Here is a 14,816-nt window from a genome sequence, read left to right as displayed (position 1 = left end):
AAGATTCAATCAGAGCCGCGCGAATACGCCGGAGGGCATTCCGCGGACTTGACGATCGGCCGGGCGGCCAGCACGGCGCGAGCCCGGGCCCGGTCGAGGTTCCAGCCGTTCCAGGGGTCGGGGCGGGACAGGCCGTTGGCCGCGACCACGTCGGCCAGCACGCAGCTGCGCTGCGGCTCCGGCAGCTTGTCCAGCGCCGGTACGGCCTCCGCGCCGAGGTCGCCCAGGTAGTCGGAGTCCAGCTTGGTCACGCCGCGCACCTCGACCTGCGTGTGGGCGACCTGGAGATCGGGGTTCACGATGGCGAACGCGCCCAGGCCCAGCCCGGTGACCAGCACGACCGTACGCGGCAGCCAGCCGGAGCCGCGGCCCAGGAGCCGAGCCGCCCCCGCCAGCAGCACCAGCGCGAACAGCGTCCCCAGCCACCACACCGTGGCCTGCACGGACAGGCGCAACCTGGACAGGCCGTACGCCTCGGTGTAGAGGTTCATGCGGTGCAGGGCGGAGGCCAGCACCACCATGGTCAGCCCGCACAGCACGCCGAGCAGCACGGCCAGCAGCCAGCGTTCGCGCCGCTCGACCTTGAGCATCCCGCTGGCGACCGCCACGATGCCCAGCACGAACACGCTGACCACCACGAGCTGGAAGAACCCCTGCCTGGCGTACTCGGCATAGGTGAGCCCGGCCGTCTTCAGCACCCAGGTGTTGCCGCCGAACAGCGCCGTGATCTGCACCGCCACGAACGAGGCGAACAGCAGGTTCACCGCCGTGAGAGGCACGATCCAGACACTCCTGCTCACCGTGAACTTCGGCTCCGGCCCCACGGGGTCCACCACCGGCCTGAGCGCGACCAGCACCACGGCGGCCAGCAGCACGGCGAACAGCCCGAACAGGAAGATCCGTACCGGCGCCGACTCCGCCCAGTCCGGCGCGGTCGTCAGCCGTTCCAGGAAGGAGGCGAACACCGCGTCCGCCGAGGCGAACAGCAGCCCGAACACCAGGAGCAGCACCGCCGTGATGCCCAGAGCGGCCAGCATCGGCATGAAGCGCCGCCTGGCGGTCAGCTTCTTCAGCGGCTGGGCCAGGAACCACGACACCGGGCCGAGCGCCAGCATCACGGACACGCCGCCCCTGATCACGCCGAGCCACCCGGCCCCGGCTCCCGACACGGCCAGCGCGCCCAGACCGGCCCCCGCCACGAGCAGGATCGCGACCAGCCAGTCCGCGTCGCGCACCGCCGCCATCGAGATCAGGAAGTACGCCGTCAGCCCGAACGCCACCGTCCACGGCGTCATCCGCCGCAACACGGCAGGCAGCGCCGCCGCGCCCAGAACCATGGCGACCAGCACGATCCCCAGCCCGATCTGCGCATGGGGCAATGCCACCGCCGCGAACACCCCGGCCCCGGCCGCCGCGGGCAGCAGCCAGCGGGGCGAGTCGGGCAGTTCAGGCCTGGGGAAGAGGGGCGGCGGCACGTAGGGCGGCGGCGGCCCTCCCTGACTCCGGTACGGCGCCGCGACCTGCGCCGACTGGTAGGCCGCCGCGGCCGCCCGGCGTCCGGACCCGGCCCCCATCCCCGCTCCGACCGCGCCCATGAGCGCGGTGCACATGACGAGCGTGACGAGGGCCATCCCGTCGCTGACGGTCACACTGACGAGCACGGCGGCGAACAGGCCGGTCAGGAACCCGACCAGCACACCGACGACCGCACCCCCGATCATCCTGACGAACGCGCTGCCCGCCGGCACCCCGGCACCCCCCGCGACAACGCCACCACCGGACGCACCCACACCCGCCGCCGGCCCAGGCGCGACGACGGCGCCCGTCTCGCTCTCGGCGGCGGCGCGGCCGGGCGTACCGACCGTGGCCAGGGATACGAGAGCCGCGAGTCCGGCGGCGTCACGGGACCCTTCACCTGAAACCGCACCGCCCTCGACCGCATCGGCCGCCGGGCCTGCCACCTCGGCGCCGTCCCCGGCCGAGACGGTGACCACCAGCTCTGCGGCGCGATCGGGGGCCTCGGGACCCACCGTCGTCGAGGCGGCGACGTCCAGAGCCTCCGGCAGCTGCTCGGCCCCCGTGCCCCGCTCACCGCCCTCCAGCGGCACCTCCGCCATCGTCGTCCTCCCTGGTAAATCGACCACCATGCGACATCCCGCACAGTCGTCGATGCGAATGGAGCCCCCGTGCAGCTCGACGATCTCCTTCACGATGGCCAGCCCCAGCCCGGCGCCCCCGGAGTCGGCCGCCCGCCCGGCGTCGAGCCGGGAGAAGCGCTCGAACACGCGCCCCCTGGCCGCGACCGGGATCCCCGGCCCCTGGTCGGCGACGGCCAGCCGCACCCCGGCCCCCTCCGCCGCGACGGTCACGGTCACCACCCCGTCCGAGGGGCTGTGCCGTACCGCGTTGTCGAGGAGGTTCGCCAGGACCTGCGCGAGCAGGTCGGGGTCGGCGCGCACCACCAGGTCGGCGGGGACCGACGCCCGGATCGCGACGTCGTCGCGGGCCAGCGCCCCCTCGCGCACCGCCTGCTCGACCAGCGGCGCCAGTTCGATGGCCTCGGGCTCGATCAGGCGTACGCCGGAGTCCAGCCGCGACAGGTCCAGGAGCTGGGCCACGAGGCGGCCGAGGCGTTCGGTCTGGGCGAGCGCGGTCCGCATGGTGACGGGGTCGGGGGCGGAGACGCCGTCCACGACGTTCTCCAGGACCGCGCGCAGGCCGGTGATGGGGGTGCGGAGTTCGTGGCTGACGTTCGCGATGAGCTCGCGCCGCTGCCGGTCCACCTCGCCGAGGTCGGCGGCCATCGCGTTGAACGCCCTGGCCAGCTCCCCGACCTCGTCGCGCGACGTGGCGGTCACGCGCAGCCCGTACAGGCCCTTGGCGATCGTCTGGGCGGCGCTGGCCATCTGGCGCAGCGGCTTGGTCATCCCCGTGGCCAGCAGTTGCACCATGATCAACGCCAGGACCACGGCGACCGCGATGCGTAACTCGCGGGACAGGCCCGAGTTGAGCCCGACCTCGTTCACCACGAACGCGGTCCCCACGGCCAGCACGATCACGATGCCGAGCTTGACCTTGATGCGGCCGAGGAAGTCGAGCGGCCTCATCGCCGCACCAGGGCGTAGCCGACGCCGTGCACCGTGCGCACCACGTCGGAGCCCAGCTTGCGGCGCAGCGCCCGGACGTGGCTGTCGACGGTCCTGGTCGCCGCCGCCTCCGAGAAGCCCCACACGTCCGACAGCAGCCGGTCCCGCTCGAACACCTGCCCCGGGCGCTCCGCCAACCGGCGCAGCAGGTCGAACTCCGTCCTGGTGAGCTGCGCCTCCGCGCCCCCGACGAACACCCGGCGGGCCGCGGTGTCGATCTCGACCTCGCCGACCCTGATCACCGTGTCCTCGGCCGCGAGCTGGGCCGCCCGCTCGACCCTGCGCAGCAGCGCGTGGATCCTGGCCACGAGCTCGCGCATGCTGAACGGCTTGGCCAGGTAGTCGTCCGCCCCCACGCCGAGCCCGACCAGGACGTCGGTCTCCTCGCCGAGCGCGGTCAGCATGAGCACGGGCACCGGCCTGGCCGCCTGCATCCGGCGGCACACCTCCAACCCGTCGAGCCCCGGCAGCAGCCGGTCGAGGATCACCAGGTCCGGTTCCGCCTTGCCGTACTGGATCAGGGCATCCTGCCCGTCGCCGGCCACCCTGACGTCGAAGCCCTCGGCGGCCAGCCGGTTCCGTACGGCCAGCGCGATCGTCTGATCGTCCTCGACCACGAGGATGCGTCGCTGCTCTGCCACGTACGAAAGCCTAGAAGCGGCCTGTGCAGACGACACTCCTAAATTTGTGCACATACAGTGCAGACTTGGCTGGTGAACACTGCCGGATACCTCCGCCGCATCGGCCTGCCCAGCCTCCTCAACGCCCCCACCAGCGCAGAGAACCTGCGGGCGCTCCACGCCGCGCACCTCGAGAAGGTGCCGTACGAGGCGCTGGAGATCTGGCTCGATCGCCCCACCACCGTTGATCCCGTCGAGTCCGCCGAGCGCGTCATCGGAGGGCGCGGCGGCTACTGCTACCACCTCAACGGCGCGTTCTCCGAGCTGATCAGGTCGCTGGGGTACGACGTGACCAGGCACGTCGGCGGGGTCCAGAACCGCGGCGACGAGCCCGGCATCACCGCCAACCACCTGGTGCTCACCGTGCGCGGCCTGCCGTCGCAGGACAATCCGGGCGGTGAGTGGCTGACCGACCTCGGGCTCGGGGACGGGTTCCACGAACCGCTGCCGCTGGTCGAGGGCACGTACGAGCAGGGGCCGTTCACGTACGTCCTGCGCCCGTCGGAGATCGCGCCGGGCGGCTGGCGGTTCGAGCACGATCCGAGCGGCTCGTTCGAGGGCATGGACTTCGGCCCGGCCCCGACGGACATGTCGGCGTTCGTCGATATGCACCGGCATTTGACGACGTCGCCGACGTCCGGGTTCGTGCGCATCTCGACCGTCCAGCGACGGGACGCGTACGGTGTGGACAGCCTGCGCGGGCTCCAGCTGAAGCGCATCGGCGGCCGGACACTCTCGGTGACCTTGGACAACGCCCGCGACTACTACGCGGCGCTGGCGGACATCTTCCTGCTCCCGCTCACGGACGTGAGCGGCCCGGAGAAGGAGAAGCTCTGGCGCAGACTGTACGAGGCGCATGAGGCCTGGCTGGCCAGTGACGCGACGTGACAGCCTTGCGCTATCGTGCACCTCGACATGGGTGAGACCCGGAAGCTGGCCGGTCGCTACCGGCTGCTGAATCCCCTGGCCGCGGGCTCTGTCCGGCTGGCCTTCGACGAGTCGGAGCACCGCGATGTCACGGTCAGGGAGCTGCGGGTCCCGGCCGAGCTGCGCGACGCCGCCCTGGAGGAGGCCCGCCGTGCGTCCGGGCTCCGGCACGCCTCGATCGTGCGGGTGCTCGACGTGGTGATCGAGGACCAGACGCCGTGGCTGGTCATGGAGTTCGTGTCGGGGGCGTCGCTGGAGCAGACCGTACGCGCCCGCCGCCCGCTGCCGGTCGCGCAGGCGGCCAGGGTCGGCGTCTGCGTCCTGTCCGCCCTGACGACGGCGCACGAGGCGGGGATCGTGCACGGGCGCGTGGAGCCCGGCAACGTCCTGCTCACCCCGACGGGCCGGGCGGTGCTCACCGGCTTCGGCTTCCCCAGCCTCAGCATGCTGCCTTCCGCGGACCTGTGGGCCCTGGCTGCCACGCTGCACTTCGCGGTGGAGGGCCGCCCGCCGGGGCAGGTGCCCGCGGAGGGCGCGGACCCGCTCAGGACGCTGATCAGAGCCATGCTCCACCCGGCGGGGGCGCCGGCGACGGACGTGATCCGCGAGACCCTGGAACTGCTGGCCGTGAGCCGCCCGCTGGACGTGATCATCGGGCTGTTCGGGCCGCTGCCGATCCCCGTGGTGGCCGCGATGGGGCTCGCCCTGATCGAGCAGCTCCAGGCCGGGGAGGCGTTCCACGGCGGGATCCAGCCCGGCAACGTCCTCATCGACGACCGGGGCCGGGCCCACCTGACCCCGCTGCTGAGGTCGGGAACGCTCCCGGCCTACACGGCCCCGGAGGCCTCCGCCACCTTGGCCGCCGACATGTGGTCCCTGGGCGCCACGCTCTTCACCGCCGTCGAGGGCGTGCCGCCCTCGCCCGGCGCGCCGCTGACCCGAGCGGGGGCGCTGGCTCAGGTGTTGTTCCGTCTTTTGTCAGGTAATCCGTTGGAACGTCCCACTCCGGATGAGCTCCGCCGCGACCTCCGGCTGGTATGACGCACCCGTTGAGATACATCGCGATTGGAACCAAGCGATGGGCTCACTCGTTGGACAGGCGACGCAGAATGTAGGAGAGGCGGGGCACGCGCTCCGTGTTCGGAAGCAGCTCGGAGGAAGTTGAGTATGTCGCCAATCCAGAAGTACGCCATTGGCGCAGGCGCCGCGGTTCTGCTCTCGCTGATCTTCTTCGGGACCGGATGGATCACCCTGCTGGTCGTTCTCGGCGTGATCGCCGCTCCCGTGGTCGGCTACCTGATGCTCGACCCGTCGCAGCGCGAGCGGCTCAAGAGGGCCCGCAGGCGCGGCATCGGCCACTGAGTTCCGCGCGGCGGGGGCCGGGACACGGCCTCCGCCGCGGGCTCAGGCGTCCGTTGCGGGCTCGGGCGTCCGCCGCGCGCTCCGCTGTCCGCCGCGCGCTCAGGCCTCCGCCGTCGCCGCCGCCTGCTCCGTCTGCACGCGCTGGGTCACCCGGCGCTCGATGTAGAACGACAGGAACGGCACCGTGCCCCCGACCATGACGCCGAGCATGTACTGCCACGTCCAGCGCGCCTTCATGCCCAGGTTCATGACCGCGACCAGGTAGAGCATGTAGAGCCCGCCGTGGATGGGCGCGATGACCTTCGACAGCGTCGGGTCGCCGAAGCCGTAACGCACCACCATGGCCACGCAGAGCACGAGCAGCATGCAGCCGACCACGTACGCGAGCACCCGGAAGGGCTTCAGAGCCGATTCCACGATTAACCTTCCAGAGCCATCTCAGGGGACTTGGCACGGTCCCGATCGGTTCGTACGGCATCGCGTACGAAGTGGAACCACATGAATACGGCGAATCCTGCGAAGATCCACCAGTTGGCGGCATATGCCAGGTTACGCCAGGTCAGCGTGCCACCCACCACCGGCGGCTGGATCTCGACCTGCGCCAGCGAGCCGGACGGCGGCTGCGCCACGACGAAGCCGGCGCGTACCTGCTGGCCGCTCCACAGGTTGACCAGCTCACCCGTGGACACCGTCTGCACCTGGCCTGCGGGCAGACCCTCCGCGCGCCGCTGCACGCTGTCGGTGCCCTGCTGCGGCCGCAGCCGCCCGGCCACCGTGACCTTGCCCTGCGGCACCGCGGAGACCGCGGGGTCGTCCGCCTTGGCCGTCCAGCCCCGTACCACCGGCATCAGCGTGCCGTCGTCGAGCCGGAGCGGCGTGAGCACCCAGTAGCCGCGGTCGCGCGAGACGTTGCCGCCGGGGGCGTCGACGTCGGCCCGCCGGTCGGCGACCAGGAGCTGGCGGCCGGCCTCGTAGACCCCCTCAGCCGTGACCTTGCGGCCCACGAGCTCACCGGTCAGCTGCGGGCCCACCTGGGCGAGCGTGCCGACCGCGACGGGCCCGGGATCGGTGGAGGCGTGCGGCTTTCCCGAATCCTGGAAAACGCCGAGCTGCCAGCGCCCGAGCAGGATGAACGCGACGAGGACCCCGATCGTGAGCAGGTGCAACCCCATGAGACGGGGGGAGAACAGGGTCCGCAGCATGTTTCAAAGCTATCCGCCGGGTGGGGTGGTCCCCTAATCAGCCCATGCCTACCGATACCAACAAACAGTGCAAACGACACAGGCGCTCACGCTAGGCTGCTGGCCATGTCTGACCAGCATATCGATCCTTCGGGCAGCACCCAGCAGTTCAAGGCTTTCGCGCAGCGCCGCGAGCAGGAAGCTGCCGCCACCCCCAAGAAGTCCCCCGTCGTACCGATCATCGCGGTCGTCGTCGCGATCGTGATCGTCGGTGTCGCCGCCTTCCTCCTGCTGAAGTAACCCCAGATCTGATCGAACCGCCGCGGGGGCCGTGGCGGTTTCTCGCCGTTCACGCAATCATCCCTTCGGCCCGCCCAACGACGCGCGGGCCCTCGGCCACCCCGCCTCCCCTGCCGCCTCCCCTGCCGACGCCGCTCCGGCCCGCGAGGCGGACGCCTCCCAAGGACCTCAGCCGAGGCGCAGCACCCCACACGCAAGAGCCTCCGCACCACGTGCATGCCCGCGCAGGAACGCGCCACGGCCCCCGAACAAGCGAACGGCCGCTTGGGGGCGGCGAGGCTGGAGGCACCCAGAGGGCGGGATAGCCGCAGGGGCCAGAGCGGGCGCACGAGCAGTGGGGCAAGCGAGCGCAGCCGAGCGGGCGCGCGGGGGCCGGGAGTGCGCGGGGGCCGGACGTGCGCGAGGGCCGGACGTGCGCGCTGCGGGGCGGGTCCATGAGGCCGGGGTGTCGGGCTGGGGTGGACGCGCGGACGGTGAGGGGACGGGCGCGGGTAATGGGGTGAGGCGCGGAGGGTGTGAGGGGGTCGCTCTGGACCTCGGTGAGGTGGGGTCGTTAAATTGGATTTATCGTCCAATAAGCGCCACCCCGGGAGGTCAGATGCCAGGGTTAGCGATCATCGGGTCCGGGTTCGCCGGGATCGGCATGGCCATCAAGCTCAAAGAGGCGGGGTACCACGACTTCGTCATCCTGGAGAAGGCCGCCGACCTGGGCGGCACCTGGCGGGACAACACCTACCCCGGCTGCGCGTGCGACGTCCCCTCGCACATGTACTCCTACTCGTACGAGCTGAACCCGGGCTGGTCCCGCATGTTCTCCCCGCAGGAGGAGATCTGGGACTACATGCGCTCGTGCGCCGACAAGTACGGCGTGACCCCGCACATCCGGTACGGCAAGCGCGTCGTCGCGCTCGAGTACGACGACGGCCGGCGCGGCTGGTCGGTCACCACGGACGACGGAGAGACGTTGCGGGTGAACGCCGTCGTGTCGGCCATCGGCGCCCTACATATACCGAAATTTCCCGAAATTTCGGGGCGCGAGTCCTTCACCGGCCCCGCCTTCCACTCCGCCGAATGGGACCACTCGATCGACCTGACCGGCAAGCGCGTGGCCGTCATCGGCACCGGCGCCTCCGCCATCCAGTTCGTCCCCCAGATCGCGCCCACCGTGGACCACCTGACGGTCTTCCAGCGCACTCCCCCATGGATCCACCCCAAGCCGGACTTCTCCATCACCCCCACCACCCGCCGGATCCTCGGCCTGCCCGGCCTGGCCAGGACCATGCGCAACGCCATCTACTGGGCCCTGGAGACGCGGGCGCTCGGCTTCACCGTCGACCCGCGCCTGATGAAGGCCCACGAGAAGCTGGCCCTCAGACATCTCGAAGCCCAGGTCCCCGACCCTGACCTGCGTCGCAGGCTCACCCCCGGCTACCTGATCGGCTGCAAGCGCATCCTCATCTCCAGCGACTACTATCCCGCCCTCACCAGGGACAACGTCGAACTGGTCACCGACGGCATCACCGAGATCAGGCCGCGCTCGATCGTGGACTCCTCCGGCGCCGAGCACGAGGTCGACGCGATCGTCTACGGCACCGGCTTCAAGGTCTTGGACGCGCTGCAGGAGCAGCACATCGTCGGCAAGGGCGGCCGCAAGCTCCAGGACGCCTGGCAGGACGGCATCGAGACCTACTACGGCATCGCCACGTCCGGCTTCCCGAACCTGTTCTTCCTGCTCGGCCCCAACACAGGCCTCGGGCACAACTCGGTCGTGTTCATGATCGAGTCGCAGGTCCGCCACATCATCGACTGCCTGCGCCTGCTGTCGAGGACGCAGGCCAGGGCCGTGGACGTCAAGCCGGGCGCGCAGCGGGCGTTCGCCCGCCGCCTGCGCGAACGGCTCGACCCCCTCGTCTGGAACGCGGGCGGCTGCGACTCCTGGTATCTGGACGAGCACGGAGTGAACCGGACGATCTGGCCGGGCTTCACCTTCGAGTACTGGGCACGCACCAGGAGGGTCAAGCCCAGCGCGTACGAGCTCATCTACTGAGGGAACAGGCAGAACTCGTTGCCCTCGGGGTCGGCCAGCGTCACCCAGTCGTCGTACGTGGCCAGCAGCGTGGCACCCAGCCCGCGCAGGCGGTCGATCTCGGCGTCGAGGTCGTCGGCGCTCAGGTCGAGGTGGAGCCGGTTCTTGACGACCTTGCGCTCGGGCACGTGCTGGAACCACAGCCGCGGCGGCCCGCCCTCGACCAGCACCGTGGGGTCGTCCTCGGGGTCCTCGACGCCCTCGCCGCGCAGCCGCGCCAGCTCGGCCTCGTCGTACGGCGCCACGGCGTAACCGTCGAGCGCCGCCGCCCAGAACCTGGCCAGCGACGCCGGGTGGCGGCAGTCGACCACCACGTCACGCAGCCGGGCCACCGGGCTTCCTCGCCTCGATGAGGAACCTGGAGGAATGCGCCACGAACGGACCCTCCGCCTCGATCCGGTCGTGCAGCTCGCGCAGCCGGTCCGCGTACCGCTCGACCGAGAAGCCCGGCACGATCCAGATCACCTTCCGCAGGAAGTAGATCACCGCCCCCACGTCGCAGAACTCCATCCGCAGCCGCTCGAACCGCAGGTCCACGACCTCGAGCCCGGCCGACCCGGCCGCCGCCCTGGCCCGGTCGGGGTCGCGGGAGGAGCCGTCGTGGGGGCCCATGAAGTAGTGCGTCAGCTCCGCGACGCTCCACGGCCCGACCTGCTGCGAGAAGTAGGCGCCGCCGGGGCGCAGCACGCGGGCGATCTCCTCCCACCAGGTCTCCACCGGATGGCGGCTGGTGACCAGGTCGAAGACGCCGTCCCGGAACGGCAGGCGCGGATCGTCGTCGTCGGCCACCACCCACGCCCCGCGCGGGCGCAGCCGCGAGGCGGCCAGCTTGAGATTGGGCGGCCAGGACTCGGTGGCCACGGTCACCGCCGGCAGCTCGGGCACGCCGGCCAGGATCTCGCCCCCGCCGGTCTGGACGTCGAGCGCGGCCTCGGCTTCGGCCATCCGCTCGCCGAGCAGCCTGGCGTATCCCCAGGAGGGCCGCTCCTCGCTGGCCCGGCCGTCGAGCCAGGAGAAGTCCCAGCCGTCCACGGAGGCCGTGGCGGCCTCCTGGACGAGGTCGTCGTACGTACGGCTCATTCTTCGACCTTGTCAGCGGCCCCGCCGGACGTTCAACCAAATTTCGTCATACGCTCCGCATCATGCGCAGCGGCCGCGTACCGCCGCGCGGTCGATGCCGAGGTGGTCGATCAGCCCCGCGACCGGGTCGGGCCGCCCCTGCGCCAGCAGGGCGAACACCAGCTGCCGGGGCGCCTCGGCCGACCTGGTCTTCATCGTCGTGGCCTTGATGGCCTGGTTGATGGTGGCGCGGGCGCTCGACGTCAGCGCGGTGCCGGGCACCTGCGGATGCTTGCGCGGCGTCCGCGGCAGCAGGTCCCCGATCTCCAGGCCGAGCATGCGCAGCGCGGCCCGGTCGAGCTCGTCGAGCGCGCCCCGCGCGCCCGCCACGTCCACGCCGAGAGCGCGGGCGAGGTCCGCGTCGTGCAGGACGCCGAGCAGCAGGTGCTCGGTGCCCAGCCGCCGGTCGCCCCGCTGCCTGGCCTCGTCGAACGCGGCCTTGACGATCACGCCGAACCGGCTCTTCTCAAAGCCGAACATCGCGAACCCCTCACTTCCCGTATTTGGCGTGCACCGACTGCCGTGACATGCCGAGCGCGTCGCCGATCTGCTCCCAGGTCCAGCCCTGCTCCCTGGCCAGCGCCACCGACACCGCCTCGACCTGCTCGGCCAGCCGGTGCAGCGCGCCCACCGCCCGCAGGCCCAAGGCCGGGTCGTTCGACCTGATCCGTTCGGAGAGCTCTGTTACGTCCACCCTGTCAGGCTAGGTTGACAGCCACGGATTTGTCAATCTAGCCTGACAACCATGGATGACGTGTTGATCGTGGGGGCGGGACCCGTGGGGCTCATGCTCGCGTGCGAGCTGGGCCTGGCGGGAGTCCGCCCGATCGTGCTGGACAAGAGGCCGGAGCCGAGCGAGCTGCCCAGGGCCAACGGCCTGGGCGGGCAGATCGTCGACCTGCTCGACCACCGCGGCCTGCTGGAGCGCTTCAGCGCGGGCAGCCCGTTCGCCGGACGGCCGCCCGGGTTCCCGTTCGGCTCGGTGCCGCTGCGCTTCGCGGGGGCGGCCGACCTGCCGTTACGGCTGCTGATGATCCAGCAGCCGCGGATGGAGCACCTGCTCGCCGAGCGCGCCAAGGAGCTCGGAGCCGAGATCAGGCGGGGCTGCGAGGTGCTCTCCCTGGCCCAGGACGAGGAGGGGGTGACGCTGGAGCTCGCGGACGGCACGCGGATGCGGGCCCGCTACGTGGTGGGCTGCGACGGCGGGCGCAGCAGCGTACGGCGGGAGGCCGGGATCGGCTTCCCCGGCACGACCGACGACGAGGTGCTGCGGCTCGGGCACTTCGCGACCGGCGCGGACACGGGCGTCTTCGAGGCGCTGGAGACCGACGGCCTGGCGCCCGGCTGGAACCGCACCCCGAACGGCCGCCTGCTGCTCACCTCGCTCCAGCACGGCGTGCTGATCGCCGGCGTGCGCGAGAAGGGGACTCCCGGCGACGGCCCCGTGACGCCGGAGGACTTCCGGGCGGCCGTACGCCGCGTGCTGGGCCGGGACCTGCCGTTGGGCGAGCCGATCTGGCTGTCCGGCACGGTCGCGCAGGCGCGGCTGGCCGAGCGGTACCGGGCGGGGCGGGTGTTCCTGGCCGGGGACGCCGCGCACCTGTTCCCCGCGGGCGGCTCGGCGCTCAACGTCGGCATGACGGACGCGGCCAACCTCGGCTGGAAGCTGGCCGCCGCGCTCCGGGGGCGGGCCTCCGACGGGCTCCTGGACACGTACGAGTCCGAGCGGCGGCCGGTCGCCGAGCGCGCACTCATGCAGACGCGGGCACAGGCGGTGCTCGACCGGCTGGAGGGTGAGGACGGGGCGGCGCTGCGGGAGCTGCTCACCGAGGTGTTCGCCTTCGAGGAGCCGCTGCGGCACGTGGCCGGGCTGCTGCACGACTCCGGCGTCCTGTACGGCCCGGCGGCGCACCCGCTGGTGGGCCGGTTCGTCCCGGATCTGGCGCTGTCCGGCGGGCGGCGGGTGGCCGAGCTCATGCGCGAGGGCCGGCCCGTGCTGCTCGACCTGGGCGGCGCCGCGACGCTCGACGACGACTGGATCGACGTGGTCAGGGCCCGCGCCGACGACCCGCCCGCCGACGCGCTGCTGATCCGCCCCGACGGCTACGTCGCCTGGGCGGGCACCGACGGGCTCGCGGAGGCTGCCCAGGAGTGGTTCGGCTCCCCAGCGACCGAGCCCGCCTCCACGGAGTGGAGGCCATGAGCACAGTCACAGCCAGCCGGGCTTGACCAGGCCCGATTCGTAGGCGATCACCACAAGCTGGGCGCGGTCGCGGGCGTGCAGCTTCATCATGGTGCGGCTCACGTGCGTCTTGGCCGTCGCCGGCGACATGAACAGCTTGGCCGCGATCTCGTCGTTCGTCATGCCGGTCCCGACCAGGCCGAGCACCTCGCGTTCGCGCTCGGTGAGCTGGTCAAGCCCGTCGGCGGCGACCGGCTCCTTGGCCCGGGAGGCGTACTCGGCGATCAGCCGGCGCGTCACGCTCGGCGACAGCAGTGCCTCCCCCGCCGCCACCACCCGGACGGCCTGGATCAGCTCGGCCGGCTCGGTGTCCTTGACCAGGAAGCCGCTGGCCCCGCCGCGCAGCGCCTCGAAGACGTACTCGTCCAGCTCGAACGTCGTCAGGATGATGATGTGCGGCCCCTGCGGCATCTGCCGGGTGGCGGTCAGGCCGTCCATGCCGGGCATGCGGATGTCCATCAGCACCACGTCCGGCTGGTGCTCGCCCGCCAGCCGGACCGCCTCGGCGCCGTCGGAGGCCTCGGCCACCACGGTCATGTCCGGCTGGGCGTCGAGCAGCGCCTTGAAGCCCGCCCGGACCAGCGCCTGGTCGTCGGCCAGCAGCACCTTGATCATGAGGTCTCCTCGGGTAGTGGCAGCCGGGCCTCGACCTGGAACCCCGTGCCGGACGGCCCGGCGACCAGCGTGCCGCCCAGCGCGGAGGCCCGCTCGCGCATGCCGGGGATGCCGTTGCCGCTGCCCGCCTCGGACAGCACGGGGGCGGTCGTCGCGCCGGAGTCCGTGACCTGGATGGCCAGCTCCTGCTCGCCGTACTCCAGGCGCACGATCACCGACGAGCCGGGCGCGTACCTGGCGGCGTTGGTCAGCGACTCCTGCACGATCCGGTATGCGGCCCGCTCCACCTGCGGCGGCAACGGCCGCGAGCCGACGCGTTTGAGCGTCACGTCCATGCCCGAGCGCTCGATCAGGTCGTCGAGGCGGTCGAGCCCGGCCGTGGGGGAACGGGGCGCCCCTTCGCGAAGGACGTTCAGGACCGAGCGCATCTCGCCCAGAACCTCCTTGGACGCCGTCTTGATGGTGGCCAGAGCGGTCTTGGCGTGGTCGGGGTTGTCGTCGATGAGGTGCAGCGCGGTGGACGCCTGCACGTGGATGAGCGAGATGTTGTGCGCGAGCACGTCGTGCAGCTCCTGCGCCATGGTCAGCCGCTCCTCGCTGGCCTGCCGCCTGGCCTCCTCCTCGGCGACGCGCTCACGCTCAGCCCGCCGCTCCCTGACGATCCTGACCAGCTCGGCCACAACCATGAGCAGCATGATGGACGTGAGGATCCACACGCTGTGGAAGAGGTCGCGGTTGCCGATCAGCCAGGCGTAGGTGAGGAACGACAGCACCGTCATCCCCGCCATGAACCAGGCCATCGCCCGCTTGCCCCGCGTGACCAGCAGGAACAGCAGGATCGCGGGGCTGATGAAGCTGGGGCCGTAGGCGTACCCGCCGGCCAGGAAGAGGTCGCACGCGCCGAGCGCGGCGGCGGTGGTGAGCAGCGGGAAACGGCGGTGCAGCAGGATCGCCAGCGGCCCGATCAGGAGCAGCCCGTACGCGTACGGGTCGAGCGGCTCCCTGTCCAACTGCTGCCCCCAGGACGCCCCCTTGGCGATGACGAACTGGGCGGCCGCCACGATGAGGGCGAGATAAGGATCGAATCCGAACTTTCCTCGCACGACCCCTACGCTAGATCAGCGCTCTGACCTGCGCATCATCCCAGCGTGTGAGGGG

At 71.5% G+C, this 14,816-nt stretch carries 16 protein-coding genes; 6 read left to right on the top strand and 10 right to left on the bottom strand.

The window, feature by feature from the left end:
* Positions 1–5: 5 nt before the first annotated feature.
* Together AB0L65_RS13180 and AB0L65_RS13175 are read right to left on the bottom strand one after the other, a co-directional pair.
* The gene (locus AB0L65_RS13180) at positions 6–3,107 is read right to left on the bottom strand and encodes a DUF4153 domain-containing protein (RefSeq protein ID WP_364244123.1); all 3,102 of its coding nucleotides are present in this window, start codon (positions 3,105–3,107) and stop codon (positions 6–8) included.
* Complete coding sequence (locus tag AB0L65_RS13175; protein ID WP_350728657.1) at positions 3,104–3,763, bottom strand: response regulator transcription factor; 660 nt, start codon at positions 3,761–3,763, stop codon at positions 3,104–3,106. Before AB0L65_RS13175 ends, AB0L65_RS13180 begins: the two co-directional genes overlap by 4 nt.
* A 96-nt stretch (positions 3,764–3,859) precedes the next feature.
* On the opposite strand from AB0L65_RS13175, the gene AB0L65_RS13170 reads away from it, so the two are divergent.
* The 3 genes from AB0L65_RS13170 (at position 3,860) to AB0L65_RS13160 (ending at position 6,115) form a co-directional block, all read left to right on the top strand.
* Entirely contained in the window at positions 3,860–4,714 is an 855-nt protein-coding gene (locus AB0L65_RS13170; protein WP_364244121.1) for an arylamine N-acetyltransferase, read from the top strand.
* Between the two features lie 27 nt (positions 4,715–4,741).
* Complete coding sequence (locus AB0L65_RS13165) at positions 4,742–5,794, top strand: protein kinase (protein ID WP_364244118.1); 1,053 nt, start codon at positions 4,742–4,744, stop codon at positions 5,792–5,794.
* 126 nt (positions 5,795–5,920) lie between these two features.
* Entirely contained in the window at positions 5,921–6,115 is a 195-nt protein-coding gene (locus tag AB0L65_RS13160; protein WP_364244115.1) for a hypothetical protein, read from the top strand.
* Between the two features lie 99 nt (positions 6,116–6,214).
* Here the strand turns inward: AB0L65_RS13160 and AB0L65_RS13155 are convergent, their stop codons facing one another.
* Together AB0L65_RS13155 and AB0L65_RS13150 are read right to left on the bottom strand one after the other, a co-directional pair.
* Positions 6,215–6,532 carry a DUF3817 domain-containing protein gene (locus AB0L65_RS13155; protein WP_350728517.1) on the bottom strand — a complete coding sequence of 106 codons (318 nt, stop codon included), beginning with the start codon at positions 6,530–6,532 and terminating at the stop codon, positions 6,215–6,217.
* A gap of 2 nt (positions 6,533–6,534) precedes the next feature.
* Complete coding sequence (locus AB0L65_RS13150; RefSeq protein WP_364244112.1) at positions 6,535–7,317, bottom strand: SURF1 family protein; 783 nt, start codon at positions 7,315–7,317, stop codon at positions 6,535–6,537.
* A gap of 105 nt (positions 7,318–7,422) precedes the next feature.
* On the opposite strand from AB0L65_RS13150, the gene AB0L65_RS13145 reads away from it, so the two are divergent.
* Together AB0L65_RS13145 and AB0L65_RS13140 are read left to right on the top strand one after the other, a co-directional pair.
* On the top strand, positions 7,423–7,596 hold the full coding sequence (locus AB0L65_RS13145; RefSeq protein ID WP_192790321.1) for a hypothetical protein: 174 nt from the start codon (positions 7,423–7,425) through the stop codon (positions 7,594–7,596).
* Positions 7,597–8,194: 598 nt separating this feature from the next.
* Positions 8,195–9,643: an NAD(P)/FAD-dependent oxidoreductase gene (locus tag AB0L65_RS13140; protein ID WP_364244110.1), complete on the top strand. Its 1,449-nt coding sequence runs from the start codon at positions 8,195–8,197 to the stop codon at positions 9,641–9,643.
* Here AB0L65_RS13140 and AB0L65_RS13135 read toward each other — a convergent pair.
* The 4 genes from AB0L65_RS13135 to AB0L65_RS13120 are packed head-to-tail and all read right to left on the bottom strand — an operon-like array spanning position 9,637 to position 11,495.
* Positions 9,637–10,014, bottom strand: coding sequence for a VOC family protein (locus tag AB0L65_RS13135; RefSeq protein ID WP_364244107.1), 378 nt, complete (start codon positions 10,012–10,014; stop codon positions 9,637–9,639). The genes AB0L65_RS13140 and AB0L65_RS13135 overlap by 7 nt on opposite strands.
* On the bottom strand, positions 9,998–10,762 hold the full coding sequence (locus AB0L65_RS13130; protein ID WP_364244104.1) for a class I SAM-dependent methyltransferase: 765 nt from the start codon (positions 10,760–10,762) through the stop codon (positions 9,998–10,000). The genes AB0L65_RS13135 and AB0L65_RS13130 overlap by 17 nt, the downstream gene beginning before the upstream one ends.
* A 60-nt stretch (positions 10,763–10,822) precedes the next feature.
* Positions 10,823–11,281, bottom strand: a complete 459-nt coding sequence (locus AB0L65_RS13125) for a Clp protease N-terminal domain-containing protein (protein WP_364244102.1) — start codon at positions 11,279–11,281, stop codon at positions 10,823–10,825.
* Between the two features lie 10 nt (positions 11,282–11,291).
* Positions 11,292–11,495, bottom strand: a complete 204-nt coding sequence (locus AB0L65_RS13120; RefSeq protein ID WP_185071099.1) for a helix-turn-helix domain-containing protein — start codon at positions 11,493–11,495, stop codon at positions 11,292–11,294.
* A gap of 51 nt (positions 11,496–11,546) precedes the next feature.
* On the opposite strand from AB0L65_RS13120, the gene AB0L65_RS13115 reads away from it, so the two are divergent.
* Positions 11,547–13,004, top strand: a complete 1,458-nt coding sequence (locus AB0L65_RS13115) for an FAD-dependent oxidoreductase (RefSeq protein ID WP_364244100.1) — start codon at positions 11,547–11,549, stop codon at positions 13,002–13,004.
* 6 nt (positions 13,005–13,010) lie between these two features.
* On the opposite strand, the gene AB0L65_RS13110 is transcribed toward AB0L65_RS13115, so the two are convergent.
* On the bottom strand, positions 13,011–13,658 hold the full coding sequence (locus AB0L65_RS13110) for a response regulator transcription factor (RefSeq protein WP_364244097.1): 648 nt from the start codon (positions 13,656–13,658) through the stop codon (positions 13,011–13,013).
* Positions 13,655–14,761: a histidine kinase gene (locus tag AB0L65_RS13105; RefSeq protein ID WP_364244093.1), complete on the bottom strand. Its 1,107-nt coding sequence runs from the start codon at positions 14,759–14,761 to the stop codon at positions 13,655–13,657. Before AB0L65_RS13105 ends, AB0L65_RS13110 begins: the two co-directional genes overlap by 4 nt.
* Positions 14,762–14,816 lie beyond the last annotated feature (55 nt).

The organism is Nonomuraea sp. NPDC052116, assembly GCF_040680035.1.
Classification (GTDB): Bacteria; Actinomycetota; Actinomycetes; order Streptosporangiales; family Streptosporangiaceae; genus Nonomuraea; species Nonomuraea angiospora_A.
The sequence above is the reverse complement of the archived record's forward strand: the minus strand, read 5'-3'. Positions and strand labels throughout refer to the sequence as shown.

Bases quoted from the DNA above. Each gene is read 5' to 3' on its own strand.
- AB0L65_RS13110 (WP_364244097.1), bottom strand. From the start codon at position 13,658: ATGATCAAGGTGCTGCTGGCCGACGACCAGGCGCTGGTCCGGGCGGGC.
- AB0L65_RS13140 (WP_364244110.1), top strand. From the start codon at position 8,195: ATGCCAGGGTTAGCGATCATCGGGTCCGGGTTCGCCGGGATCGGCATG.
- AB0L65_RS13130 (WP_364244104.1), bottom strand. From the start codon at position 10,762: ATGAGCCGTACGTACGACGACCTCGTCCAGGAGGCCGCCACGGCCTCC.
- AB0L65_RS13160 (WP_364244115.1), top strand. From the start codon at position 5,921: ATGTCGCCAATCCAGAAGTACGCCATTGGCGCAGGCGCCGCGGTTCTG.
- AB0L65_RS13145 (WP_192790321.1), top strand. From the start codon at position 7,423: ATGTCTGACCAGCATATCGATCCTTCGGGCAGCACCCAGCAGTTCAAG.
- AB0L65_RS13165 (WP_364244118.1), top strand. From the start codon at position 4,742: ATGGGTGAGACCCGGAAGCTGGCCGGTCGCTACCGGCTGCTGAATCCC.
- AB0L65_RS13125 (WP_364244102.1), bottom strand. From the start codon at position 11,281: ATGTTCGGCTTTGAGAAGAGCCGGTTCGGCGTGATCGTCAAGGCCGCG.
- AB0L65_RS13180 (WP_364244123.1), bottom strand. From the start codon at position 3,107: ATGAGGCCGCTCGACTTCCTCGGCCGCATCAAGGTCAAGCTCGGCATC.
- AB0L65_RS13150 (WP_364244112.1), bottom strand. From the start codon at position 7,317: ATGCTGCGGACCCTGTTCTCCCCCCGTCTCATGGGGTTGCACCTGCTC.
- AB0L65_RS13115 (WP_364244100.1), top strand. From the start codon at position 11,547: ATGGATGACGTGTTGATCGTGGGGGCGGGACCCGTGGGGCTCATGCTC.